This is a genomic window from Leptospira yasudae (assembly GCF_003545925.1).
GTDB classification, from domain to species: Bacteria; Spirochaetota; Leptospiria; order Leptospirales; family Leptospiraceae; genus Leptospira; species Leptospira yasudae.
Map to the genome: position 1 here is coordinate 564,865 of NZ_QHCU01000003.1, position 24,893 is coordinate 589,757.

Consider the following 24,893-nt stretch of genomic DNA (forward strand, 5'->3'; position numbering starts at 1 on the left):
TGATCGATTCGGGAAGTGGTCAAGCGAAAGAAACCTGTGCTTGTCGTACCTCCGACAAACGATTTCGGTTCAGAAAGGACTTGATCTTTCAGGATCAGCGTTTGGAAAAGCTGAGAATTTCGCGGGTGATGGAGTCGAGGTTCGTGCTGCCGAGCTCTTCTTCGAGAACCTTTTGCGCCTTGTCGTAGACCTTGGTCAGAATCGGTTGGATCGCGTGACCGCAGATGCATTTTTTGTTCGGGGATTTGGAATGCATCTGAAAGATCTTTTCGTCGATGGCTTCGTAGATTTCTTTCAGATTGATTTCCGTCGCGGGTTTAGCGAGATAATAACCGCCGTTCGGTCCCATCTGGTTTCGGACGATTCCTTGGTTTTTGAGCAGAGATAGAATCTTTCGGATCACGACGGGATTGGTGTTTACGCTTTCCGCAAGTTCTTCGGAGGTTCTGGTTTTCCCTTCTCCCAAAGACAACAAGGAAAGAATATGGATCGCGACCGTAAATCGACTCGTCATATCTGTAAAGCTCTCAGTTACAGACTACAGAAGATGAGAATTCGTGTCAAGTCAAAGCTGGCTTTCAAAAATACTTGCTCCCGATTCCGAAACCATAAGAATACGTCCGATGTTTCAGAGTTATATCCTTCGATTCTTGGACCCGGCGCTGGAAAAAGAATTCAGATCCTTTCTTCGGGATCATATCGCCGTTTTCGTACGAATCGGGGCGATCTCGGCGGTGTTCGGTTATATCGCGGTCTTTCTTCTTTTCTACGATATTCTCCTCATACGCGATCATCGGGTCCTTTGGATTTTGGAAGGAAGCGCAGTTTTCGGCTTGGGACTTTTTCTTTCCACGTTAAAGCGATTTCGGTTTAGCATGGTTCCGGTTTCGATCGTCAGCAATACGAGCGCTGGATTCGTCGCGGTTTACGTGGGTTTCGTGTTTATCCGGAATCAACACGCGATTCTTCTTACCATTCTGATCATCATCGCGTATTACGCGTTTTTGGTCTTGCGAATCCGCACGTTACCCGCGTTTATCGCCACCTCCTCCTATTTGGGCGCGTATCAATACGGTCTTCTGATCGACGACGGTCTGGATTCCCAGAACAAAGCGGTTTATAGTTTTCTAATATGGTTTTCCGAGTTTTTTGCGGTGATCGCCGGTTACACATTGGAGTTGACCACTCGTAAATTGTTTTTGCAGGCAAAGACGATCGATACGCAGACGAAGGATCTGGAAAAGGAGAAGGAAAAATCGGATCTTCTGCTGCGTAACATTCTTCCCGACGCGATCGCCCATCGATTGAAAAACGAGAATTCCCAAATCTCCGAATACTTTTCCGAATGTTCCATCCTATTCGCGGACATCGTGGGATTTACTCTTCTTGCCGCGCGCAAAACGCCGGACGAACTCGCGGGCCTTCTCGATCGATTTTTTTCCAGGCTCGACGAACTCGCGGAGCATAGGGGAGTGGAGAAGATCAAAACCATCGGAGACGCATACATGGCGGCCGCGGGAATTCCGATTCCCTGCGAAGATCATATCGAAAGAATCGGAAATCTCGCCTTGGATATATTAAAAGAAGTGAATACGAATGAGGAACTGGTCCGCGAGAATCTGAACATTCGGATCGGAATTCATTCGGGTCCGGTCGTTGCCGGTGTGATCGGAAGAAAAAAATTCATCTACGATCTTTGGGGAGATTCGGTCAATCTCGCTTCACGGATGGAGTCGCACGGAATTCCGGGCAAGATTCACGTAACGGAAGAATTCTACCGTGCCGCGTCCCCTCTCTTTCAGTTGGAAAAACGAGGAGAAGTGGACATCAAAGGAAAAGGAATCGTGTCCACGTATTTCTTAGCGGGATGAACAAACGCTCATCCGAGAAGATCGATGTGAACCGGATTGTACTGGATCGAAGTGCTTCCTTGGCTGAACCATTCCGGCACGGCTCTGCGCCAGGAAATGAACTGAGGAGTTTCGAGATGTTTTTTTCTCGCGGCTTCGCTTTTGTAGACTTCCATAAAGACGAATCTTCCGGGATCTCCGTCGGCTTGCAGAACGTCGAGTCTTAGAACTCCTTCTTCCGTATCGAGGGATTCCTTTGCCATCTCATGGCTGATCTTTTTAAACTCTTCCACCTTTTCTTCCAAAACCTTATACGAGGACAGGATCACGATCATGTTTGCAGAATTTCGTACGCGTTTCGTTTTGGGAAGAAAAATCCTCCTTGCTTAAAACAACTGTTATTCAAAGAATTCCCAGAATGAAATTGAATACTCGAATTACGGAAATGCTCGGAATCGATCTGCCGATTATCGGAGCTCCTATGTTTTTAGTCTCGTATCCGGATCTGGTCGTCGCCGTTTCCGAAGCGGGAGGAATCGGTTGTTTTCCTTCTCTCAATTATCGTTCTCCGGAACAACTCAAGGACGGTTTGCAGGAGATCCGTTCTAAAACGAAGAAGCCGATCGGGGTCAACCTGATTCTTCATAAATCGCATAACCCCAATTGGTCGAAGCAGCTCGAGGTCGTTCTAGATGCAAAGGTCGAACTTTTAATCACGAGTTTGGGAAGTCCGCGCACCGTCGTCAGCGAAGCGAAGAGCGTAGGCTCGAAAGTTTTTTGCGACGTCACCACTTTGAAACACGCAAACATCGTCGCAAAGGCCGGAGCGGACGCTTTGATCGCGGTCGCACAAGGCGCGGGCGGTCACGCGGGAAATATTTCTCCGTTCAGTTTGTATCCGTATCTTAAAAAAGAAACCGGTCTTCCCATCGTCGCGGCGGGTGCGATTTCAAGCGGCGCGCAAATGGTCGCGGCTCTCGCGTTGGATGCGGACGCGGTCTATGTGGGAACTCGTTTGATCGCGACACCCGAGGCGATGGCGTCCGAAGGCTACAAACAAATGCTCATCGAATCCGGTCCCGAAGAAATCGTTTATACCGAGAAGATTTCGGGAATTCCCGCAAACTGGTTGAAGAAATCGGTGGAGAAGGCGGGCGATCTTTCTCACAGCGGTGAATCGCAGAATTTAGATCAGGAATACAAACGTTGGAAAGACATTTGGTCCGCCGGTCACGGCGTCGCTCAGATCGAAGGGTTGGTTCCCGCAAAGGATGTGGTCCTGGGAATGGCTCAAGAATATCAAGATATTCTAAAGCGTTTGCCGCGCTGATATTTTTATTATGCCCCGCTGAAAAAACCGGTTTTCGAGTCCGGCGGCGATGCGGGGCATTTTACGGAAGGGTTCAAGGGGAGAATCCTTTAGGTTTTAGACGCAAGGTCCGTCTTTTAACCGTTGACGAGTTCCGTTCTTTCTACGAAATGTTATACAACATGGTATCCGCGAAGAAAAAATCAAACGCTACGACTCAAAGCAAAAGAAAGAGCGATATAACCTCTCTGATCATTCCGATCTACAATGAAGCCGGTCATTTGAAGGAATTCTTAACCAAGGTAGACGCGCTCGTATTACCCACCGACAAAGAACTCGTGTTCATTGACGATTGTTCTAAGGACGATTCTCGTTCCATTTTACAAACCTTTCGCTTTCGCTCTTCGCATCAGATTCTCCTGCAAGAAAAAAATCAGGGCAAAGGAGCGGCATTGCAACGAGGGATCGAGGCCGCCACAGGAAACTTTCTGATCGTTCAGGACGCCGATTTTGAATACGATATGGACGAGGTTCCTATGCTACTCGAACCTCTGATGCGTGGAAAAGCCGACGTCGTGTTCGGTTCCCGATTCAAAAAGGACGGAAGACAGGTTCACAGAACGTTTCACTATATGGTCAATCGTTTCCTAACGTTTGTTTCCAACTTCATGAGCGGTCTATATCTGACCGATATGGAAACCTGTTATAAAGCCTTCCGATCCGAAATCATCAAAAACGTGAACTTAGAATCGAAACGTTTCGGTTTCGAACCTGAAGTCACCGCGAAAATCGCGAGACTCAAGATTCGCGTTCAGGAATTTCCGATTTCGTATTATCCGAGAAATTATTTGGAAGGGAAAAAAATCACCTGGAAGGACGGAGTCGCTGCACTGCGTCATATTTTGTATTTCAATCTGATTCAATCCAAGAAAAGTTTTTTTAAAAAAGATCTTCCTGAAAAATACATTCCTAAAGGAATCCACTGGCTGTAACGAATGGAGAAACTCTTTCGGAATGCCGGTTTAAAGAAATCGGTTCGAATTGGGCTGATTGTTCTTACCGTTTCAATCCTTGTCTTGTTTCTATGGAAACGGTTTCAATGGGATTCGGGAACTTCTCCTTTGATTCAAACCGACGCTCAGATCAAAGTCTATCAAACGGCCCAATATGCAAAAAATGGAATCAACAATCACGATTGTTATTACGAAGGAGGACGCTGGGATTTAGAGTTTCGATACTTTCCGTTTCATTACCCTTGGGTCGTTTATACCGAAGATGTGAAATCCGATCGGACTTGTCGTTTTCAATATCCTTCTTATTTGGCGCAAGGTTTTGCGCTTTTGTATCGATGGACCGGCTATCGGTTTCTGAATTTTGCGATTCTTTTGTTTTATTTTTTAGCGGCGTTTTTAACGGTTCGCATTTCCATAAAACGGTTCGGCGTATCGAATCCGGTCGGTCTTGCCGTCGGAATTCTCGCGCTTACGGGCTATCCGCAAAACTCGGGTTTTGAATATTCGGAAACCGTAATTTCGAACGTGTGCTTTTTGCTGTTTTTGAATGCCGCCTTGGCGGTCGTGCTTCAGGGAGAAGAATCAATAACCGCCGTTCTTTACGGATTTGCGGGTTCCCTTGCGGTGTTTTTACGTTCGGAAAGTGTGTTCTATTATTTTGCGCTCGGTTTGGGAACGATTCTATTTTTCAGAACTTCCTTTCGCGAACTTTTCAAACGATTTCGTTTTTTAATCGTTGGGTTTTTGATCGGGGGTGCTTGTTTTGCATTTTACAATTATCACGAGTTCGGAGCCGTACTCGGGATCAGAAGCAAACTGTCCTATTCCGATTTTCTAAAGTTGAATCCGGCGACCAAACTGGAATTGCTAAAGGGGTATTTTTTCGGTTCTTCGATTCAGGTAGGATTGTTCTCCTATTGTCTGCCGATGATTGCAGCCGTGATAGGCTTCTCCTTTTTGCGCAGAAAAGAATCCGATCAGGGAAGAGCATATTCCATTCTTTTATTGACCGGAATTTTAGGAATGCTTTTGGTCCAAACCTTCAGTCCTTACAATCCGGGCGGTTTGTATGCGGGCCTGCGCTTTACCGAGATTTCGTATTATTGTTTTACTTTGTTAATTGGAATTGCAATTCATACCGTTCAGAATTCCGGAAGAAGCCGTCCGCACTACGCAGTTTATGTATTATGCGTACTTCAGATTCTCTTTTGTCTGTTTCATACCCGTAAGAATATTCAAGTCGTCGACTTCGTAAAAAAACACCATGAGATTCTCCAGAAGGAATGGAGTTCGTATCCCGATTTTCCGGTCGTTCATAAAAGTCTTTTCGATATGTTTTTGGTTTCGACTTCCTATTTGGACAAACCTCACTTTGTTGCAAAAGATGAGACTTCCTGGAAGGGATTGGAGTCGATTCTTGACTCGAATGGCGTGCCTGGGATTCAGGTTTTCTATTTCGGTTTAACGCCGCCTAAGGACATCAATGCGCCTCAGGATTTTTACGATGAATGGATCAATACGAAGTATGAGATTCGTTCAACTCGATACGCTTTGCAGGAAAGGAAGATCGTGGAGGGTTTCGTTCTGGAACGTTACGTTTTAAATTCTGATAAAAAGAATTAGTCATCCTCTTGATTTCAGCATTCGAATACAGGTCGCGAATTTGAGAGGCGGTTCGTAAAACGATCGGAAACGATCCTTTTATAAAAACGGCTCGATCGGTTCGGGCCGTTCTTAATTTCCGCGCCTACTGTCAGGTTTATTTGTTTCGGAGAGGAATCATGTGAAATACTCCGAAGGCGAGAATCTGCAGAGCGTCTAACGCCGGGTTAGTCGATTTATGTTTGAAGGTTAGCCAGAAATAAGCGATCTCCATCAAATGCACGGCGAGAGTTCCGAATCCGACTACCTTGATCAAAAAGTCCAGAGGTTCTCCCATTTGAATAAAACCGAATAGATCGGCTCCGAAGACGATCCAGAAGAATGCGGATACGATTTTTGCGGCTTGTAAAAGAGGGTTCATTAGCTTTGTTTTTCCTAAAAAAATTTCCGTTATTGAACCTTCCCGATTCGATCAGTCAAGGAAAAAAGAGGACAATCGATTGACTCTTCCTTTGCGAACGGAAAAATGAAGACATGCTTCCTTGTTGTCATCATATTCTTTCTTCGAACCGCTCCGCCTCGGATCATTCTCCCTTTCCTTGGAAGAATCCGAAAAATCTTCCTCCGCTTCGGGACGACGATTCTCCCGCTCATCTTCCTTTATTGGAGAAATACGGACTTCCGTTTATCATAGACATTCATTCGCATTTTTTTCCAGAATACGTGATGAAGCGGATTTGGAAGTGGTTCGACGGAGTTCATTGGGAGATCGCGTATCGTGAAAACGAAACGCAAAGAATTACGACATTAAAGAAAAATAAAATTCATCATTTTACGACTCTCAACTACGCGCATAAGGAAAGAATGGCGGAAGGTCTGAATCGCTGGACCTTCGAAACGCATCAACACACGAAAGGTGTGATCCTTTTCGGAACGTTTTTTCCGGAAGAAGGTTGTCTGGAATATACGAAACGCGCCGTGGAGGAATACGGCTTTCGCGGTTTTAAACTTCACTGCGAAGTGGGTCGGCTGGATCTGACGAGGCCCGATCTTGCGGACACGTTTTCGTATCTTGAATCGAAGGGAGTTCCCCTCGTGATTCATTCGGGGGACGCGCCGCTTCCGGGTGTTTATACGAATATTCGATATTTTAAATCCTTTATCGAACGTTATCCGAAACTGAAGGTCGTGGTCGCACACATGGGAGCCTCGGAAGTTTGGGAATACACGGAGCTTCTCGGAATTTTTCCAGAGCTTCGTTTGGATACCACGATGGTTTTCGTGGATTTTTTGGCGACGGGTGAAAAGACCGATCCGTATCTCGAAATTCTGGAACGGTATCCGGATCGGGTTCATTTCGGTTCCGATTTTCCGAACATTCCGTACGCGCTCAGTCATCCGATCTGCAATTTATTGAATTCTTCCTTGAGCGCGGAGACCAAACGAAAGATCTTTCTGGAAAACAGCGCCCGCCTTTTCGGAATCCAGATTTAATCCGAAGTCCTAAATCGTCATTTTTATCGTACGGGAATTCGGAGCTTCGGCGGCCGTTCGGCGTAAGGAAAAAACTTGCCAACGAGGGTTCGATCTCTATTCTTTCTATATGCGCGGCATTTTTACGGTAAGTTTCGGACTCGTTTTTGCGGGAATCCTCTCGGCCGATTGCGGAAAAAAAAATCCGGTGTCGCAGTCCGTTTCCGCGGAAGTCTATAAGAAAGTCGCCGATGCTTATTGTTCGCAGATGAGCCGTTGTAAGGAACCGTATCTTGCTTCTCTCGAAGGCAAACTGAGAAAGGAAGCGGCTTTAACCTATCCCGATAACGCGCAGTGTTACAGCGATTTCAATTACGACTACGATAAGTCGGAACCGATCGTATTAAAAAAACTCAGTGATAACCTGAAATTGGAAGCGGAGCTTTGTATCAAAAGCGTGGAGCGAGCCGATTGCGGTTCGATCGTAACGTATCAGATTCCGGAATGCGTGGAATACAACACCTTCCTCGAAACGATTTCCTCTCCGTCCTCCAAGTAAAACAAATTCATTCCATCGCGGCGCGACGCACGTTATAAAAACGCGCGTGTGATTTCCGAAAGGAAGAATTCTTATCTTGCTTCGACCTCGATCTTTTCGTCCTTTTCCTCTTCCGTTAAAACGGGGCTGTCCAGTTTATCCAAGAGGCTTTGGAGTAAAAAGAAATACGCGTTCACCTTGCCGGCGATTTCTTTTCCGTAAAGCTGCGTGTAAGTGTTGATGAGGGATTGATTCTCTTCCGTGTTTTTAGAATACGAATTCTCCGCCAATCCTTCCCAGAGAGTTTCCCCTTTGGAACAATGAATCACTTTCGCAAGGGCGCTCAGTTCCACCTTGTCGCCGCTTTCCTTTTCGCGGATTTTCAACTGGAAAATTCCTTGAACCTTCTTATCGGAAGCTCCGCAAACAGCTGCACCGGAACGATACGGATAGATGATAAATTCCTTATGGTGAGAAAGGTAGTTCTCCGCGATTTTGGACGCGAGTTTTTTCTCGGAAACTCCCGCCTCGCTTTCGACGGGAACGGAAACGGCCAGTCTTTTGAACGTGGTCAGTTCCTTTTCCCAAACCGGACCTGCCTTGACGTATTTTACGGTGCAGTTCGCGAGCGCAAACGAAACTAAAACGAGTATAAAAGAATATCGTAACATTCTAATGGGTTCCTTTTTTCTTTTTCGGAGACGCTTTTTTTGTCGCAGCGGCTTTAGCCGTTTTCTTCTTAGCCGCTTTTTTCGAAGAAGCAGCGGGTTCGGAATCCGCGGTCTTCGATGCGAACGAACCATCCGTTGTCGAAGAAAAATCGGAATCTTCTTCGCTAAAGCCGATCGGTTTGGATTCTTCTTCCTCTTCTTTGCGGGAGCGATATACGATTTCCAAAACCGCAGGGACGAGGCTCAATGCGATGATTAAAGAAGATGCGATCCCTATGGAAGCAACGACTCCGATCGACTTCAAACCTTTTTGATCCGCGATCAAAAGGGAACTCCATCCGACAAGAGTGGTTAACGTGGAGGCGATGATCGCCGGTCCCACCATCGACATGGCGCGAACCACGTCGTGATCCTCCCGGAAACGATAGTAGATATAGATTCCGTTTTGGATTCCGTATCCAACGATCACGGGGAACACGAGAACGTTCATAAAGTTCAGCTGAATTCGGAACGCGGCCATGATTCCGAGCGTCACGAAAATTCCGAGAACCAGAGGAATGAGAGAGATCAGCGCGGGAACGATTCCACGGAAGAATAGGATCAACACGATTACGACCAAGACCAATGTGATGAGGAAGGCGGCGACTCCCTCTCTTTGAACGATCTTAATCAGATTCGCGAACAGGATCAAACTTCCCGCCGTGTTCGAAACGTATTGATGCGATCTCGCTTGTTCCAACGAAGAGAACGGTCTTGTTTTTAAGATAAAGGAAATCGTTCCATCCAAAAGACCGAGGTCTTTGAATTGGTTCGCCGAATACGTGTTCAACGCTTTTACGATGAGACGTTCTTCTCCCGCGCTCCATTTATCCTTGATCGGATCGGTTGCGGCGTTTCCGTTTTCATTGTAGAGAAGGGTGTTCAAGACTCTTCTGGACAATTTCGGATAATGCAATTCCCCCACCGCGTCAAAAAACTTCAGAAGTTTTTGTCCGTGCCAAAGCGCGACCTTAGGATAGATGAATACGAGATGTCCTTTTTCTTTGGAACCTTTTACTTCCTTAAACTGAGAACTGAAGTAAACGGGAACCGCGGAAACGTCGTATTCCTTTACGCTCAGATATTTTTTTACAACCGGAAGATACTTTCTTTGTTCCGGTTTTAAGAATCCCGCTTTGACGGGTTTCATATCGCTCTGCAGTTGTTTAAGAATTTTTAAGTTCGCTCTTTGTTGTCCTTTCGGAGGAACGAAGTTCCAAAGAGAAACCACCTGATCCACCGAACCCGCGATTTCGTCCGGAACCGGGGTCATGTAGTCGAACACGGCTTCGGATTCTTCCAAAGTATCGACCACGATGACCTGCGGATCGGAACTGATATCGAATCGATCTCCGATCTCGTCGTAGAGATTGACCGAATCCAGGTTGTCCACCATCAGATCCCGTCCGTTATAATTGAACTGGATTCCGGGAGTGAAACTGAAGAACGAAATCACCACGACGAACGCAAGAACGACTAACGTCAAAAGGCCGGGTTTTTTATAAAAGCGGTAGAGAAGCGGAGAAGTCGTCTGTTCTTTTGCGGATAACAAAAACTTGCTTTTGAGAGACGGAAACAAACGGAACAACAACGTGATCTGAAGCGCGGTCACTCCGTACATGGAAACCGCGATGATCAAAATTCCGTAGGTCGCGATGATCCCGAACTCGCTGAAACCTCGAAACTCGGAGAAGGCGAGAACTACGAATGCGGACGTGGTCGTCAAGGCGGAGATAAACGAAGCGATCCCCGTGTGATAGATCGTATCCTTGATCGAACGAAGCATGTCTTGTTTGCGGGTGTATTCTTCGCGGAAACGATATAAGAATTGGATTCCGTAGTCGATCCCGAGTCCCATCAGAATCGAAGCGATGATGCTCGTAACCGAGTTGAGCTGGCCGATTACGATCGTGGTCAGTCCGAAAGAGAATAAAATTCCCGAGAGAAGAGATACGAGCAGAATAAGAATAAAAAGAGGATTTCTAAAAAAGAACAAAAGAAGAATCGCGATACCGATAAAGGATGCGATCGCGATCGGCTTCAACGCGGCCATCAGGGTTTCGTAGTCGTCGAGGTGAAGACGATACGTTCCGGTATAACCGACTTGAATTCCTTTTTTGTCGAGAGCGAGTTCTGCTACGATTTCCTTGATCTTTTTATCGAGCGCGATGTTGAACTCGATGTTCGTAAACGAACCGGCCGGTTTGATCAGAAAGATCAGCATTCCCTTATCGGGAGAAATATTATATTCGTCGAATATATCCCTTTTTGCAAGTTTCTGATACTTGGCGAGGATGTCGTTGAAGTCCGGGTTGTATTCCTCGTCGTTGAGTTTGATGAAGAACGGATTCGCTTTTTCGACTTCTTCGTCGATCTTCCGTTTGACCCGTTTGCGGACTTCGACTAAGTCTTCCGTTTTGAGGAAGAGGGGAAGTCTGTCTTGTAAAAACGAAACGTTGTAACGATAGGAAATGTATTGAACGTAATCTTTTTCTTTCAGAAGTCTTTCGTTTAAGAGGTCCGAAGCCTTCTTGATCGCATTCTCGCGTTCCTTGTAATACGCTACGTTTTTTTGTTTTACTTTTTCGGCTTCTTTCAGCTCTTTCTCGGCGATCTCCGGCTGGCCTTTTTTCTTGGCGGCAAAGGCTTTGACGAGATGTTCCGTCATTCCTTTTTCATCTTTGAACTTGATGCTGAGAATGTAGAATCCGTTCCCGCCGATCATCTCGATCACCTTCTGCGTCTTGACGACGGAAGGGTTGTCCTTCGGAAGAAGATCGAGGTTGTTGCTGTTCACCGTGAGCTTGGACGCCTGCCATAGGGACAAAAGAAGAAACACGGCGAGGACGCTGCACGAGCGGATCGGGTTTAAAAGAATGGAATCTGTGAGTCTGGAAAGAAGCTGTCTCATTTCTGTTTAATTCTTTGCTTCTTTTTTGATCAGAGCGATGGTTTGTTTCATTCCGTTTTTCTTGAGGGAAGGTTCCACGGATTTTACTCGGTTCGTTTCGGAAGCGTATTTGCCTTCGCTTAAGAAGTCGGTGACAAACCAGGTTCCGTCGATCTTCATTAGAATCCAAGAGAAGGTGATTCTTTCGGAGCCGTTCCAGATGATGGAGGAAGCGAGGGTCGCGTTGTCTCCTTTGATCACCGGTTTTTCATAGTTGATGTCGATCTTGTCGAAGTATTTATGAGCGATCGGAAAACTGCGGTGAATGATGAATTCTTGGATCGCGTCTTCGAATTCTTTGCGGTCCGCATCCGCGATTTTACCGGAAGATTTTAAAAGCTGGTTCGTAAACTGCTTAACGTTGATGATCGCGATCGCCTTATCGTTCTTTTTGTAGCGGATAAAACCGATGAGCTTTTTCACGGTGGAAGTGATTTGTTCTTCCGCGGAAGGAGCTTCTTCGTTTGGAGCCGCGTTTTCCGTTGCGGGAGGAGTCGGATTCGTTTCCGTCGTCTGCGCGAAAAGAAAGGACGGGGTTACCGAAGATAAAAGAAAAAGAATGGAAATAATTTTTTTCACAACACGTACCTGTTGTTATAATTTGGGGAACCGAAGCGAATACCGTTCGGATATTGTCGGAACCTTCATACAGCATTCCGAATCTATAGGGGGACGTCAACGGAATTAAATCGAAGGGCTGCGGACGTTTGCGTCTTTCTATAATCTGGGTCGGATCGAATTTATTATTTTTTCAAATCCTCGTAATCCGGAAGAAATACCTTTAGATCTCCCTTGGAATTCAGATTCAGATTCCCGAAAGAAAGTTGAACGAGCAAATTCTTCATATGAAAATCGAGAAGGTCCGAAGGATCCTGATCGATCAGAAGCAGACTCGTGTTTTTGAGAGAAACGGAACCGACTCGAATTTCTCCTCCGGAGATTCGGATCTGATTCGGAGATCCCGGTTGAAACTGCAGGCTCGGAAGAGGAGGAATATTGTTCGTATCGAAACGAACCAAGATCCGATCGGACAAAAGAGAAATTCTGCTGATCGTCCCTTGAATTCTCGGAGGAGGTAAAAGAAGAAAGGATTGAATGTGAAAACTTTTTTCCACGATTTCCAAACCTCTTCCTTTCGGAATGGGAAGCAGTTCCTTCAGTCCCACGCCGAGACTTGATAAAAGATCTCCCGCGCCCGGAATTCCGGCTGCGTTCATTCGTTCCGATTTTAAAATCAGCATCGAACTGTTCGGCACGAGTTCGAGATCGCAGATCATTTCCACGTCCACCCAGAAGACGAGTTTGTATTCTCCCAAAATCCGGATCTTACGTTTGCCGTCCTTTTCGATCGTGGATAGTTTCAAATTTCGTAATGGAAAGTCGGGGAAAGACTTTACGTTTTCATTGAATAGAAATTCCAAAACGGAGATCTCGAATTCGGTGTCTCCTTGAAACAGATTGAGATGAAAGGAATCCGGATCGTTGAAGTTTACGGGAGAATTCTTCCGATTGGAAGAAGCTTGAACGGTGAGATGATTGACCGTGAAGTAGATCTTATCTTCCAGACGGAACTTGACGTTCTTGAGTTTGAGATACGCGTCCGAAGCTTCGGAACCGATTCGTTCCGAGTTTGCCTGCGCGGAGATCGACGCGTTTGCCAACAGAAGAATCGAGACAAGGATCGGCAGGTTCCGAAAAAATCGCATGGACGAATTCTCGCCGACGCTCCCGAAATGAAAACCTTTTAATCGATGTGGAACGACAAGTCGGTTTAAATTCCGCGTCCGGAGACGAAAAAAAAGAGGTCCGTTTTAAAGAACGATTTTGCCGGAACGAATGTACGGACCTAAGTCTTCCGGTTCGTCCACGTCGCCGAGCTTGGGTAGAATCCAGACGTTCTTCCTTGAAAGTTGCAATTTTTCTAATGTAACCGCAAACACTCGATCGGTGCTCCAAGGAACTTCGTAAAAGATTTCCGGAAGATGCGACTTAAGTCCTAAAAGATAATAACCCCCGTCCAAGGCCGGGCCGAGTACCGCGTCGGACTGATCCAGAGCAGAGAATGCTTCGCGGATATGTTTGGTTTCGAGATCGGGGCAATCGCTTCCGATGATGACCGCCTTTGTCGCTCCCTGCGAGAACGTTTCGGAAAAGGCGTTGGACATTCGGAATCCTAAATCCTCTCCCGATTGAAGATGCGCGCTGACTTGATTTCCCCATTTACCGGATACGAATTCCGGAATCGAATCGAAATACAATCGAACGGGAAGATCTAAACCCGCGACTTGCTTTTGCGTGATTTCGACGAGCTGCTCGTAGACGTTCAGCGCAGCTTCGTTTCCGAGTCCTGCGGCCAATCTCGTTTTCACCTGGCCGACTACGGGATTTCTTAAAAAAAGAATGAGAGTTTCTCTGTTATCCATGCGTATGTTTAGTTTATTAGCCTCTTATAAAGAGAAACCGAATTCCTTATAATTAGTAAGCAATGGTGTTCCTCACTGAATGAGAATCCTAGTTGACCAGAGTTTTAATTCCGATATTTTATAAGGATCCGATTCCTTGAAATCGGATTCTGAACAGCGTAGACTTACCGTAGACGTAAATTCGAGTAAGGGAATCGGCTGTAAAGAGAAATTCGATCGAGTTGAAAAAACCGATTCGATCGGATGTTGAAACTAGTAAAGCCTCAGTCATGAGGGAGGAAGTGTATGAAAATTTTCCGCAACATTCTTTCCGCCGGAATTCTTGCGATCGTCCTCTTCAGCGCTCTTTTTATCGGAGCCTGTAAGAAGAAGGAAAACAACGACGATACCAACAACGCAATTCTTCTTTGGTTGGCGACTCAACCCTATGTGGAACAGAGTAAGACCGGCTTTTTTATCATCGTTCCGAAAGGAATCGCTCAATGAGGAAAATCAAAATGAAGAAGTCATGGATTCTTTTCGCATTTGCGATTCTCGTTTTTTTAGGTTTGGGACTTAGCTTCCGCAGCGACCGAGTTCCTTTTTTCGTAAGAGAGGATTCTCCGAAACCATTTCCCGTTCGTTTGGAATTACTCGAGCCGCTTCGCGCAAGCGCGGACAGCTGGGGATTTGTGCGTCAGTCCGCAACCTGGGCCCGCGGAAACTCTTTGTTTATGGACGATTTGATCTTCGCGATCCGCAGAGTTTTCCCCGCAGGAACGACCGCGAACATCACTCTCGCAAATCAAAACTTCAACGGAAATTTATACACGCTTCGTCTGAAATTGAATTCAGGAAACGTTTCGTATCAACCGTCCACTCTTTCAGCGGCGGCTTCGTATACGAACTTCTTCGAACTTCGTTCTTCCTCCGATAATCAACCTGCACTTCAATTCTTTTTTGACGATGATCCGAGGTCGGCTTCCGGAGATGGGGCGGTGCTTTTGTATCAGTTGAGCAGACTGGATCCGACTCGTTGGGCCGGGGCAACCGCTTTGATTGAAAGTTATGTGGTTCAACCCGTGATTACTGGATTTCCGAATCAAGGTTTGATTCAAACATATTCTTGGAAAGGAACTTTGGGTTCGGACGCTCTTGGGCAGGACGTGGATACGGGAAGGGTAATTTTAGAAGAGATGGACAACCGCACCGTGTTTTGTTTCAAGTCGGTCGTGAGTTTCAACGGGACGACGAATCTTGTGCCGATCAATCAGGGAACTCAGGCGCTTGGATATGCAGCCAATCAAGGACTTTGTCCCGGCGCCGGTAGAGAATACTACAAACTTGCGTACAGCCAAAAACTGGACGGCAGTTTGAACGTGACCGCAAAGGGCGGTTTGGAACAAGGCGCGATCACCGCAGGACAAGCGATCACTTGCAATACGACCGTGAATGCGTTCGTAAACTTTACGCCGACATACGGTTTGTTCAACTTCAACGGTTTTATCTCCGAAGGCGTTGCTGCGAGCGCGATCCCTGCGGACTTTGTTCAAGCGTCTCGCGTGGACGCATTGTATGACCGAGTCGGAACCGTTGGAAAATCCACTGCAACCACGAGCCCTGCCGGTTCGAGTTGGGATACTCTGACGAAGGCGTATATAGACGCGATTACGATCTCTTTCGCAAGCGTTCCTTGATGTCGTAAATGCGTTCGATGCAAATTCGAATGCGTATCGATTGTGAATGATGCGTTCGAGCGCGCGTTCGGATCCGAAAGCAGTTTCGGAGTTTCGTAAACCGCACAAGACAACGCCTTTCTTTAAAAAGCCTCCGAGTTTCGGAGGTTTTTTTTTGCTTTCAACATTCTCCCGCGCCGTTGGAATCGAAACATGGAATTTCGTTTTTTAACGTTTCAAGAATCCATCCGTTCCGGTTTTACCGAATCCGACTTTGAACTCGACGTATGGCCGACGTTTTTAAATCAGGACCCGGTCGGAAAGGAATATTATACTTTCATTGTAAAAGAATTCGCTCATCTACATTGTATCTGCTTTACGCAGGAGAATCGAGTCGTGGGGACAGGAAAGATTCTCCCTTTCGAATGGGATGGAACTCCGGATGGGTTGCCGAAGGGATGGGACGCCGCGATTTTAAAGAGCGTAAGCGATTGGAAGGAAAAGAAGATTTGTAACGCGGCCAGCGCGTGGTCCATAGAAATCGCGAAGGAATTTCAGGGAGGAGGGTTGTCCCATCTCATTCTCGCTCAGCTCAAAAAGAACGCGGGTGCGCACGGAATTTCTCGATTGTTCGCTTGTGTTCGACCCAATCAAAAGGAGAAGTTCCCCTTTCTATCGATGGAAGAATATCTAGAGCGAAAAAGAGAGGACGGTACTAGCGAAGATCCTTGGGTTCGAGTGCATGAAAAGGCCGGAGGCAAAAAGATTCGAATCGAATCCAACTCGATGCACATTCAGGGAACGATTTCGGATTGGGAAACTTGGACGGGGATGAAATTTCCGGAGTCGGGTAAATTTGCGATTCCGGGCGGATTGGTCCCGGTCGTCATCGACCGGGAAAGGAATTCAGGAGAATATACGGAACCGAACGTATGGTTCCGTCATGATATTTAAGCGGTTCTTCGGAGAATTTCCTGAACCGGGTTGATTTCCTGGACGGAAGCGAAGAAACTTCTGTAGCTCAAAAACCAAACCGAAGAAATCACGCTGAGAGCCAAGGTTCCCAAAGTGACGTTCATTTCTCCCGAAAGAGCGTAAGCTCCCGCAACTAAAACCGCCAAACGCAGAGGTTCCGTAAAAAGAGCCCAACGTTTTCTTTCCAGAATTCCGCCTAACGTAAGCAGGGATAGAAGGGTGACGGCGCTGATAACGCTGATATTGAACATGGAAAGTGAATTCACTTTAACCAGCATTCCGAACGCGAGCGCCACGGTAATGACGAACCAAACTAGAGAGTAGAGACTCATTCCTTTCGGAATTTGAATATCATATTTATGGAATGTTTTTGCCGAAACTTCGGGGATCGGATATTGTCCGCCGAGTTCCTGCGGCCTCCAGCCCGGTACGGCGAAGAAAACCTTAAACTTATCGGACCAACGAGGACAACGCCAAGCGAGTTCGATCATTTCCCACCAGTAGTGGAGGTTGGCCCAGATCGGATTGAAACTCTGCAGAGGTTTTACGGTTCCGTAAACCGGTTCTTCGGATTCCGGTTCGAAGGTCCCGAACCATTTGTCGAACACGATCAAGGTTCCGCCGTGATTCTTATCGATGTATTTCGGATTGATTCCGTGGTGAACTCTATGGTGAGAAGGAGTGTTGAAGATCGCTTCGAACCAACGGGGAAGTTTGCCGATCGCCTTCGTATGAATCCAGAATTGATAGATCAGGTTGAGTTGACCGTTCAAAATCATAACGATCGGAGAAAAACCGATCAATGCGAGAGGAAGATAAAAAACCCATGTGAAGATGCTGTGAAAACTCGCCTGACGAAGAGCGACGGTAAGATTGTATTCTTCGCTTTGATGATGAACAACGTGTCCCGCCCAAAGAAAGTTTACTTCATGACTCAAGCGATGATTCCAGTAATACGCCAAATCGTAACCGATAAAACAAAGAACCCAAACTCCTACGACGAGAATCCAAGCCCAGGTTAAAGAACTTAATCCCAGGGTTCCCGCCGGAACGATGGAAAGAGCTTCGCTCGGCCAAGAAGGAAGATTGAAAATTCGAAACTTCTCATAGATTAAAATATAAGCGAACATGGTAAAGGTTTTCTTAAAAACACCCACCACTTCGCTCGCGGTTCCCGCAGAGAGGTCGTTGATCGAATCGTTCAACCGATAGAGTTTACGTTTGTGATACGCGGAAAAAGCCATTTCCAGGAAGATCAGCAAAAAGAAAAAGGGAATTGCGATCGTGACGAGATTGATTTCCATAGAGCCGCCCAAATAAGTTCTGGTTTTAGTTTATTCTTCGAATTCTTCCTTGGTCAATTCAAAAACAAAAACGCCGTTCAGAAAGGGATTCTTTTTCATTACAAACGTTATGAAATATGCAAATTTGAAATCCGGATGTCGTGTAACATTTGGATCTCTTGTTCGCGCAAGTTTGTCCGATGTGAACGATTGTTCGAATGGGAGGAATGAAAATTATGAAAGAAGAAACGAGTCGGATTCTCAGGTTCGGTCGCGCAAACGCGAATAGATCCACTGGTCTAAAAAGGTTCCGTTCTTAAACACGGCTTCCTTGCTCGTTCCGTCCAATACGAATCCGTTTTTTTCCAAAGCTCTAGCCGAAGCGGGTCGGTTGGAAAACACCTCCGCATAGATCCGGTGCAATCTATGTTCCGTATATGCAATATTTAGAATGTATGAGATCGCTCGAGTAACGATTCCCCGATTCCAGAATTTTTCGCCGATCCAATAACCGATTTCTCCGTTGAACCGATAAACGTCGTCCTTAAAGATCAGAGTGATGATTCCGATCGCGTTCTCTTCGAATACGATCGCGAACGTCCTCGATCGGGAATCCCTCAAACAAGCGCGAATAAAATCGAGAGCGTCCGAAAGTTGATACGGGAAGGGAAACGCTCCGCGTAAACCTAAGAATACGTTTTCGGAATTCGCATGAACCGCAAGAGAAGGCGCGTGCGATTCGGAGATAGGTTCCAATCGAAGATTCATCTGATTCATAAGGGACGATCGAAGAGGAGAAACTCCAAAAGAAAGTAAGACAAAAACGTTTCAAAGTCAATTCACTTCTACGGAAGATGTCTTTGGAAATTTCTGTCATCACTTGACGAATTCTTCCGTTTCGCAAAAATCTGGTCTTTATGGCGGCTAAGAAAAAGAACTGGCTTCTTTACGGAGCGAACGGCTACACGGGAGAATTGATCGCAAGAAAGGCGGTGGAACGCGGACAAAAGCCGATCCTCGCCGGAAGAAACGAAGCGAAGATCCGCCTTCTCGCCGAAGAATTGAATTTGCCGTTCCGAATCTTTACGCTTGAAACTGCGGAAGAGATTCGAAGTCAAATCGCCGATTGTTTCTTGGTCTTACACTGCGCCGGTCCTTTTATCGAGACCGCGGTTCCGATGGCGAACGCTTGTATCGAATCGGGCGTTCATTATCTGGATATTACGGGAGAAATTCCCGTTTATGAAAAACTTCATTCTCTTTCTTCCAAAGCGCTCGCGAAAAAAGTAATGCTTCTTCCCGGAGTCGGGTTCGACATCGTTCCCACCGATTGTCTTGCGGTGATGTTGAAGGAAAAACTTCCCAAGGCGCATTTTTTGGAACTCGGTTTTTCCGGGTTTACGGACATTTCGAGAGGAACTCTGAAGAGCGCGCTCGCTCAACTCCCGTACGGAAGCAAGGTGAGAAGAAACGGAAAGATCGAAACGATTCCTCAGTTGAGTTTGAAAAAGGTCGTGGAGATCAGCGGAAGTTACGCGGAGTTTTTCGCGATTCCTTGGGGGGACGTTTTTACAGCGTTTATTTCAACAGGAATTCCGAATATTACGGTTTACTCATCTTTACCGGCTTCTCAAGCTAAAATTTTGAAACTGCTCCAGCCGACCACGTTCTTTTTAAAGAATTCGTTGATCCTAAAAGGAATGCAGAAACTCGTCGAAGTGACCGTCAGCGGCCCCGGCGATGAAAAAAGAAAAAAAGGCGCGGTGCTTTTGTGGGGCGAGGCTTGGACCGAGGCTAGTTCGAAAAAGGTTTCGATCCGGATGCGATGCGCGGAAGGATACGAGTTTACCGTCGAATCCGCGTTAGCCGCCGTTGCCAAAGTGGAAAATGGAAAGGTTCAAGCGGGGTTCACCACTCCCGCCAAGGCGTTCGGCTCCAAGTTCGTTTTAGAAATTCCCGGAACCAAGATCTTAGCCTAACAGCGGAATGGCGACACACGATGATTCTTTCGGTTTTTCAAAGACAGGTCTAAAGAAAAGGAATTTCTCTCCGTTCACGAGTGGGTTATGATCCGCACGCAAATTGTGTTCGGATTTTCTTTTAAAATACCGCGCAGTTGTAAAGTCCATTGTTTTGCGGCTTCGTCGTTAGACCGGGACGGTTCCCTCAACATTCTCCATCCCCAATCCTCAAGCCCGATCCAAGAACCGTTTGGAAGAATCATGCCCGAAGTGTAATACGAATCGGGAAGATTTCGGGTGAAACAAGAGTTATACAAAACGTCGACAGGCTCTTCGGAGAATTCCTTTTGAAGTTCCGGGTCGTTCCAGATCGATTCGTTCGGTTCCAGCCAGTCCCGATCCGGAAAAAACCAATAGTCCCACCATTTGATTCGCGTTGAATCGATCTTGTCCTCGTCGAGTTTGTGTTTGAACAAAACGGATTTCAATTCTTCCGAAATGGATTTTATCGTTTGAGGAAGAAGAACCGTCGTATGCGATTTCACTTCTCTTTCGTTTCCGCGTTTTTGAGAAAACGATCCAGTTCGGTTAGGAATCGGTTCGCATTTTCCTCCGAGTCGAAACCGTATCGATCGAGCAAAAAGTAAACGACCGAATAAACGTGGGCCTTTAGAAAAACGTAATGTTTTTTGGGGATGATTTTTAAGACGTCTTTCGGTTGCAAACGGAGTTCTCCTTTTTCGTCCACGATCGAGAGTCCGTTTGAATCGATTCGAACCGTTCCCTGCAAATCCTCGAACCGGATTCGTTTTAAAAATAAATACGGCCTAAGAATATGATAGAATCCTAAAAATCCGAAAAAGAACGTGAAACCGAGTCGATACGCCGAGTCTTCCATAAGAGCGTATTCCAGCCCTGCAATGAGAAGCAGAAGCGGTCCGGTGAATCTTCTTTGAAACCAAAGAATCGGCCGGTTGTAGTAACCGAAGAGATAATTTTTCTTTTGCTGCTGTTTGGTGAGAGAGTAGGTGAATTCCATAGGCGGTTCTTTTAGAAATAACAGAAAGCGGTCCTGTTTTTTACTTATTTTACGATGGATTCGGACCTTTCCCGAAAGATCCGAATCGTTTTTGTGTTAGGCGTACGAAGTCTCGGTGAAATAGGCGCTTCGTTCTTCCTGTTCGTATTTTTGAAAGAAGGACCTGAATTCTTCCGTTGTATAAATTTCTTCGTAGGATTCGAATTGCGGAAAAGTTCTTCCTTTGCTCGGTTTTTTCAGTCGTTCGGCGACTTTCCATTTTCCTCCGATCACTTCGTCCAAAAACGCAAAGTCGTTGGTTTCATCCTTGGCAGGTTCGTATTGGATTTCCTGGGTTTGAAAGTCTTCCGCAAAAATTCGATTTTCAAGTTCTTTCAGAAAGATGAAATTTTCTTTTACGTTTTCTCCTTTGAGAGACGCTTCGGATTCGTTTTCAAACTGCATATAAAATGAGGGACTCATCTTCCAATAGATCGCGAGCGCCGTGCCTAAATCGCAGATCGAACTTTCCGCGACCCATCGAACGAATTGCATCCCGCCCTCCCAATCGTATTTGAGCAAAGCATAATGAAGTTCGAAGGGGTTTTTCAGTTCTTCGAAATTCTTTCTTCGGATCGGACCGAAAGCCGAACTGGAAAAGTAGGCTTCGATAAACGCAAGTCTGTCCAGGGAAATCGGAAGGTGTTTCATGTTTTACTCCTCTTTGCGCGAATGCAATCGTGATGTTTGTGTTGGAGGATTTTCGCAGAAGAATTTCCTTTTTCTTTTCAGTAGATAATTTGCGTTGTATAAGACGATTCTGGACGATTTGCGAATACGTTCAATGGTTTGAAATAATTAAGTAGAATGGAATATTCTAAATATGAATTATTCTTTGGAGAATTTATGCGGAGGATTTCGGAGTGAATCTAAAGAAAACTCCTGTTCTCGGAAAATCATATTCCAAGAACAGGATTCAGAACGGGATCGATTTGACGCAGGTAAAATGCCGGCGTCAATCAATACAATGCGGAGCCGAACTCGTTCGAATTTGAGGCGGCTCCTCCGATCCCTCCAAATAAACCTGAACCGAAGATTACGTTGTTTGCACCGGCAGGTAGATTCGTAATTGGAGTTGCACCGCCTACGGAATGATAGATACGAACCGCTTCCGATCCATTGATTAACATATCGGGTAAACCGTCTCCGTTGACATCACTTGTCGTCAAAGGAATTCCGGGGCCGTTGATCATCGAATTGATTCCGAACAAGGCTCCGGTAACCATGGTGACATCTGCCATCGTAGTATCCCGAGTCGCCCCGCCAGCGGCAGGGGTCAAATATACGTATACAGTATTGGGTCCGGGGAATGCGGAAGCAATAATGATATCTGCTCTTCCATCCAAATCCATATCGCGAGCGGCAATGGAAAGTCCCAAGAACTGTCCGTTAATTGCGTTCATTCCTGTTATGACTCGAATTGCTCCTCCAATCGTTGAGTTTCCGATTCCTGCTCCTCCGGCAGAGTTAAAAACTACGATTCTACCTTGTTGGTTTACGTTCGGATTTCCGACTTGAATGAAGAAGGGTGCTCCCCCAACTACGTCGAGAAAGCCATCCATGTTAAAATCACCCAATGCAACCGCATATCCGAGCTGGGCGGCTCCTCCAGGAACTCCTACGGCAGCAGGTGCATCTCCTGTGTTGTTGGTCAGCGTATTCACAGCGGCTGTCAAACCTGCGCCGGAACCGTAGTAAATATAAATTCTTCCCCAATTTATACCTCCTCCGGCGTAAGCGGCGTTGAATATATAACCGGGAGCCCCGACTGCGAGATCATCCTCGTTCCCACCGTTGATATTTCCCGCCGCTAAAGAATATCCGAACCGCTCGTTTGCTGCTCCTCCTGTTCTGAAGGAGGAAGCACCGCCACCACCGGCGGTCACAGCAGCTCCTGGAATTCCTGCTCCGCCAGCCGAATGGAATACATAGATTCGACCTCGGGAAGCGTTATAGCTCGGAGCACCTACAATTAAATCCCAATATCCGTCTCCGTTCATATCTCCAGTAGCTAAAGAATCCCCAAATTGATCGTTTGTCGCATTTGTACCGGTGATCGTACTATTTGCGAAAGCCGAGAAGGAAGTCGTTATACCTGCTGTTCCTGATGAATAGAAGATAAAGACACGGCCATTATTCGTACCCGCACTCTGAAATCTCGGCGCTCCGATGACCACGTCCGCGTAACCATCTCCATTTAAATCTCCCATAGTAGCGGTTTTTCCAAACCAGGATGCGGCAGTTCCGATAATAATCTTGCTTGCAAATTGCGCGTTAGCGATCGTAATTCCTGCCGCCCCTGAAGAATAGAAAAGAAACACTAAGCCTTGTCCATACTCGGGAGCGACTAAATCCGTAAACCCGTCTCCGTTGATATCCTTATTCACCCCTTTGCGAACGGTTACAAGCGGCGAAACCGTTACGTTATTTGCCGCATCCGTAGCTCTTGCTTGAATTGTGTGAACGGAATTTGTTCTCCATGTTGCAGCTCCAGTCGGAAGTTGAAGTTTCCAGTTATTGGTTCCGATTGCGGCTGCAAAAGGACCGCCGTCTAAAGAAACCTCCACCAGCGCAATCGATCCCCCGTCTGTCGCTGTTCCCGAAACAAACCCACTTTCAAGTACAGTGTTATTTCTGGCGTTTCCGATGACTAAACCCGGAGCCGTAACATCCAAGGCCGCGCCCGTTGTAAAACTCCAGTTAAACGCTGCGGTAAGTGGATTTCCGGCAATGTCTTTTGCAGCGATCGAGATACTTGCGGTATGCATGGTCCCTGCCGGAAGAAAAGCGGTCGGTGAAAAGGTTGCGGTTGTGCCCGAGCAAGTGACCGTACCTACAACCGCCACACCGTTATTTAAAGTAAACGAAGCCGTATTGAGCGTTGGACAGTCCATAGTCTCATTAAAGGAAACGGAAATATTCGCGTTCGTCGCGACTCCTGTGCTTCCGTGTAAAGGAGATACAAGAGACACTGTAGGAGCCGTTGTATCCGGCGCAACACCCGTAGTAAACGTCCAGGAATATGCGGCTGCTAAAGAATTCCCCGCCACGTCTTTGACCGCAGTGGAAACCGTAGCCGTATAGGTCGTAGAAAATGCTAAGGTTGGGGTCGGGTCGAACGTAGCAACGGTTCCGGAACAACCGACCGTTCCCGCGATCGCACTTCCATCGCTCAATGTGATGTTGGCGGTTGTGATCGTAGCACAATCGATGGCTTCGCTGAATGCAATGCTCAAGGAACTGTTTACAGGAACGCCGGTGGCTGCGTTAGACGGGCTGACAAAAGAGACCGTCGGAGCAGTCGTATCCGGCGCTAAGCCCGTTGTAAATGTCCAGGTATACGGAGCAAGAATCGAATTTCCCGCAAGGTCTTTGACTGTGGTCGTAAGGGAAGCCGTATACGTCGTGTTATACGCAAGAGCCGGAGTAGGGTCGAAGGTCGCAGATGTTCCCGCACAGGTAACGCTTCCCGGAACGGCGGCGCCACCGTTTAACGTAAAACTTGCGGTCGTAATCGTAGCACAGTTCATCGGTTCGCTGAAAACCGCGCTGACATTCGTGTTGATTCCTACTCCTGTCAATGTATTTGCCGGAGTCACTAACGAAACTGTCGGTGCGGTGGAATCCGGAGCAGCGCTGGTGCTAAAGGTCCAGGTATAAGGTGCAGTGAGAGAATTTCCGGCTACGTCTTTGACCGCAGTCGTAATCGTGGCGGTGTAAGCAGTTCCGTAAGCAAGCGTCGCCGTCGGAGTAAACGTAGCCGCAGGACCTCCGCAACCGACCGTTCCCGCGATCGCACTTCCGTCGCTCAACGTAATGTTGGCGGTTGTGATCGTAGCGCAATCGATGGCTTCGCTGAATGCAATGCTCAAGGAACTGTTTACAGGAACGCCGGTGGCTGCGTTAGACGGGCTGACAAAAGAGACCGTCGGAGCAGTCGTATCCGGCGCTAAGCCCGTCGTAAAGGTCCAGGTATACGGAGCAAGAATCGAATTTCCCGCAAGGTCTTTGACTGTGGTCGTAAGGGAAGCCGTATACGTCGTGTTATACGCAAGAGCCGGAGTAGGGTCGAA

The 24,893-nt window shown here is 46.7% G+C and carries 23 protein-coding genes and 1 pseudogene; 10 read left to right on the top strand and 14 right to left on the bottom strand.

What is annotated here, in order from left to right:
* Nucleotides 1-94: 94 nt before the first annotated feature.
* A complete protein-coding gene (locus DLM76_RS11460; RefSeq protein WP_118955228.1) occupies nt 95-514 on the bottom strand; it encodes an Rrf2 family transcriptional regulator in 420 nt (139 codons plus the stop codon).
* 109 nt (nt 515-623) lie between these two features.
* Here DLM76_RS11460 and DLM76_RS11465 point away from each other — a divergent pair.
* Nucleotides 624-1,938 (top strand): annotated as a pseudogene (locus DLM76_RS11465) (adenylate/guanylate cyclase domain-containing protein).
* On the opposite strand, the gene DLM76_RS11470 reads toward DLM76_RS11465, so the two are convergent.
* Complete coding sequence (locus DLM76_RS11470) at nt 1,880-2,185, bottom strand: putative quinol monooxygenase (protein WP_118955227.1); 306 nt, start codon at nt 2,183-2,185, stop codon at nt 1,880-1,882. The pseudogene DLM76_RS11465 and the gene DLM76_RS11470 sit on opposite strands and share 59 nt — an antisense overlap.
* A gap of 83 nt (nt 2,186-2,268) precedes the next feature.
* Between DLM76_RS11470 and DLM76_RS11475 the strand changes: the two genes are divergently transcribed.
* The 3 genes from DLM76_RS11475 to DLM76_RS11485 all read left to right on the top strand — a co-directional run bounded on the left by DLM76_RS11475 (nt 2,269) and on the right by DLM76_RS11485 (nt 5,795).
* Nucleotides 2,269-3,180 carry an NAD(P)H-dependent flavin oxidoreductase gene (locus tag DLM76_RS11475; protein WP_425528955.1) on the top strand — a complete coding sequence of 304 codons (912 nt, stop codon included), beginning with the start codon at nt 2,269-2,271 and terminating at the stop codon, nt 3,178-3,180.
* Between the two features lie 161 nt (nt 3,181-3,341).
* The gene (locus DLM76_RS11480) at nt 3,342-4,151 is read left to right on the top strand and encodes a glycosyltransferase family 2 protein (RefSeq protein ID WP_118965248.1); all 810 of its coding nucleotides are present in this window, start codon (nt 3,342-3,344) and stop codon (nt 4,149-4,151) included.
* 3 nt (nt 4,152-4,154) lie between these two features.
* Nucleotides 4,155-5,795, top strand: coding sequence for an LA_3751/LA_3752 family putative glycosyltransferase (locus DLM76_RS11485; protein ID WP_118965249.1), 1,641 nt, complete (start codon nt 4,155-4,157; stop codon nt 5,793-5,795).
* A 136-nt stretch (nt 5,796-5,931) separates the two neighbouring features.
* Here DLM76_RS11485 and DLM76_RS11490 read toward each other — a convergent pair whose 3' ends face one another.
* Nucleotides 5,932-6,195 (bottom strand): DUF1145 domain-containing protein, encoded by a 264-nt coding sequence (locus DLM76_RS11490; RefSeq protein ID WP_118965250.1) that lies wholly within the window; start codon nt 6,193-6,195, stop codon nt 5,932-5,934.
* Nucleotides 6,196-6,308: 113 nt separating this feature from the next.
* On the opposite strand from DLM76_RS11490, the gene DLM76_RS11495 reads away from it, so the two are divergent.
* Nucleotides 6,309-7,268, top strand: coding sequence for an amidohydrolase family protein (locus tag DLM76_RS11495; RefSeq protein ID WP_118965251.1), 960 nt, complete (start codon nt 6,309-6,311; stop codon nt 7,266-7,268).
* A 109-nt stretch (nt 7,269-7,377) separates the two neighbouring features.
* A complete protein-coding gene (locus DLM76_RS11500; RefSeq protein WP_118955222.1) occupies nt 7,378-7,806 on the top strand; it encodes an LA_2478/LA_2722/LA_4182 family protein in 429 nt (142 codons plus the stop codon).
* A 71-nt stretch (nt 7,807-7,877) separates the two neighbouring features.
* On the opposite strand, the gene DLM76_RS11505 is transcribed toward DLM76_RS11500, so the two are convergent.
* The 5 genes from DLM76_RS11505 to DLM76_RS11525 form a co-directional block, all read right to left on the bottom strand.
* Nucleotides 7,878-8,456, bottom strand: a complete 579-nt coding sequence (locus tag DLM76_RS11505; protein WP_118965252.1) for an MXAN_6521/LA_1396 family lipoprotein — start codon at nt 8,454-8,456, stop codon at nt 7,878-7,880.
* A 1-nt stretch (nt 8,457) separates the two neighbouring features.
* Nucleotides 8,458-11,406, bottom strand: coding sequence for an efflux RND transporter permease subunit (locus DLM76_RS11510; RefSeq protein ID WP_118965253.1), 2,949 nt, complete (start codon nt 11,404-11,406; stop codon nt 8,458-8,460).
* 6 nt (nt 11,407-11,412) lie between these two features.
* A complete protein-coding gene (locus DLM76_RS11515; RefSeq protein WP_118955219.1) occupies nt 11,413-12,024 on the bottom strand; it encodes an ABC transporter substrate-binding protein in 612 nt (203 codons plus the stop codon).
* 164 nt (nt 12,025-12,188) lie between these two features.
* Nucleotides 12,189-13,151 carry a hypothetical protein gene (locus DLM76_RS11520; protein ID WP_118965254.1) on the bottom strand — a complete coding sequence of 321 codons (963 nt, stop codon included), beginning with the start codon at nt 13,149-13,151 and terminating at the stop codon, nt 12,189-12,191.
* 105 nt (nt 13,152-13,256) lie between these two features.
* Nucleotides 13,257-13,868, bottom strand: a complete 612-nt coding sequence (locus DLM76_RS11525; protein ID WP_118965255.1) for a TIGR04282 family arsenosugar biosynthesis glycosyltransferase — start codon at nt 13,866-13,868, stop codon at nt 13,257-13,259.
* A gap of 285 nt (nt 13,869-14,153) precedes the next feature.
* Between DLM76_RS11525 and DLM76_RS11530 the strand changes: the two genes are divergently transcribed.
* From DLM76_RS11530 to DLM76_RS21565, 3 genes are all read left to right on the top strand, one after another.
* Nucleotides 14,154-14,354, top strand: coding sequence for an LIC12338 family lipoprotein (locus DLM76_RS11530; protein ID WP_118955216.1), 201 nt, complete (start codon nt 14,154-14,156; stop codon nt 14,352-14,354).
* An 11-nt stretch (nt 14,355-14,365) separates the two neighbouring features.
* The gene (locus DLM76_RS11535; protein ID WP_118965291.1) at nt 14,366-15,544 is read left to right on the top strand and encodes an LIC_12337 family protein; all 1,179 of its coding nucleotides are present in this window, start codon (nt 14,366-14,368) and stop codon (nt 15,542-15,544) included.
* Nucleotides 15,545-15,736: 192 nt separating this feature from the next.
* Entirely contained in the window at nt 15,737-16,477 is a 741-nt protein-coding gene (locus tag DLM76_RS21565; RefSeq protein WP_158586034.1) for a GNAT family N-acetyltransferase, read from the top strand.
* Here DLM76_RS21565 and DLM76_RS11545 read toward each other — a convergent pair.
* A complete protein-coding gene (locus tag DLM76_RS11545) occupies nt 16,474-17,802 on the bottom strand; it encodes a sterol desaturase family protein (RefSeq protein WP_118955215.1) in 1,329 nt (442 codons plus the stop codon). The genes DLM76_RS21565 and DLM76_RS11545 overlap by 4 nt on opposite strands.
* A 240-nt stretch (nt 17,803-18,042) precedes the next feature.
* The gene (locus DLM76_RS11550) at nt 18,043-18,558 is read right to left on the bottom strand and encodes a GNAT family N-acetyltransferase (protein ID WP_118965257.1); all 516 of its coding nucleotides are present in this window, start codon (nt 18,556-18,558) and stop codon (nt 18,043-18,045) included.
* Between the two features lie 140 nt (nt 18,559-18,698).
* Here DLM76_RS11550 and DLM76_RS11555 point away from each other — a divergent pair, with 140 nt between their 5' ends.
* Nucleotides 18,699-19,760, top strand: a complete 1,062-nt coding sequence (locus DLM76_RS11555; RefSeq protein ID WP_118955213.1) for a saccharopine dehydrogenase family protein — start codon at nt 18,699-18,701, stop codon at nt 19,758-19,760.
* A gap of 74 nt (nt 19,761-19,834) precedes the next feature.
* On the opposite strand, the gene DLM76_RS11560 is transcribed toward DLM76_RS11555, so the two are convergent.
* The 4 genes from DLM76_RS11560 to DLM76_RS11575 all read right to left on the bottom strand — a co-directional run.
* Nucleotides 19,835-20,287: a hypothetical protein gene (locus tag DLM76_RS11560; protein WP_118965258.1), complete on the bottom strand. Its 453-nt coding sequence runs from the start codon at nt 20,285-20,287 to the stop codon at nt 19,835-19,837.
* On the bottom strand, nt 20,284-20,781 hold the full coding sequence (locus DLM76_RS11565) for a hypothetical protein (RefSeq protein ID WP_118965259.1): 498 nt from the start codon (nt 20,779-20,781) through the stop codon (nt 20,284-20,286). The genes DLM76_RS11560 and DLM76_RS11565 overlap by 4 nt, the downstream gene beginning before the upstream one ends.
* A gap of 96 nt (nt 20,782-20,877) precedes the next feature.
* The gene (locus DLM76_RS11570; protein ID WP_118955210.1) at nt 20,878-21,471 is read right to left on the bottom strand and encodes a DUF4274 domain-containing protein; all 594 of its coding nucleotides are present in this window, start codon (nt 21,469-21,471) and stop codon (nt 20,878-20,880) included.
* Nucleotides 21,472-21,779: 308 nt separating this feature from the next.
* Nucleotides 21,780-24,893, bottom strand: a 3,114-nt coding sequence (locus DLM76_RS11575; RefSeq protein WP_118965260.1) for an Ig-like domain-containing protein, incomplete at its 5' end; no start/stop codon positions are given.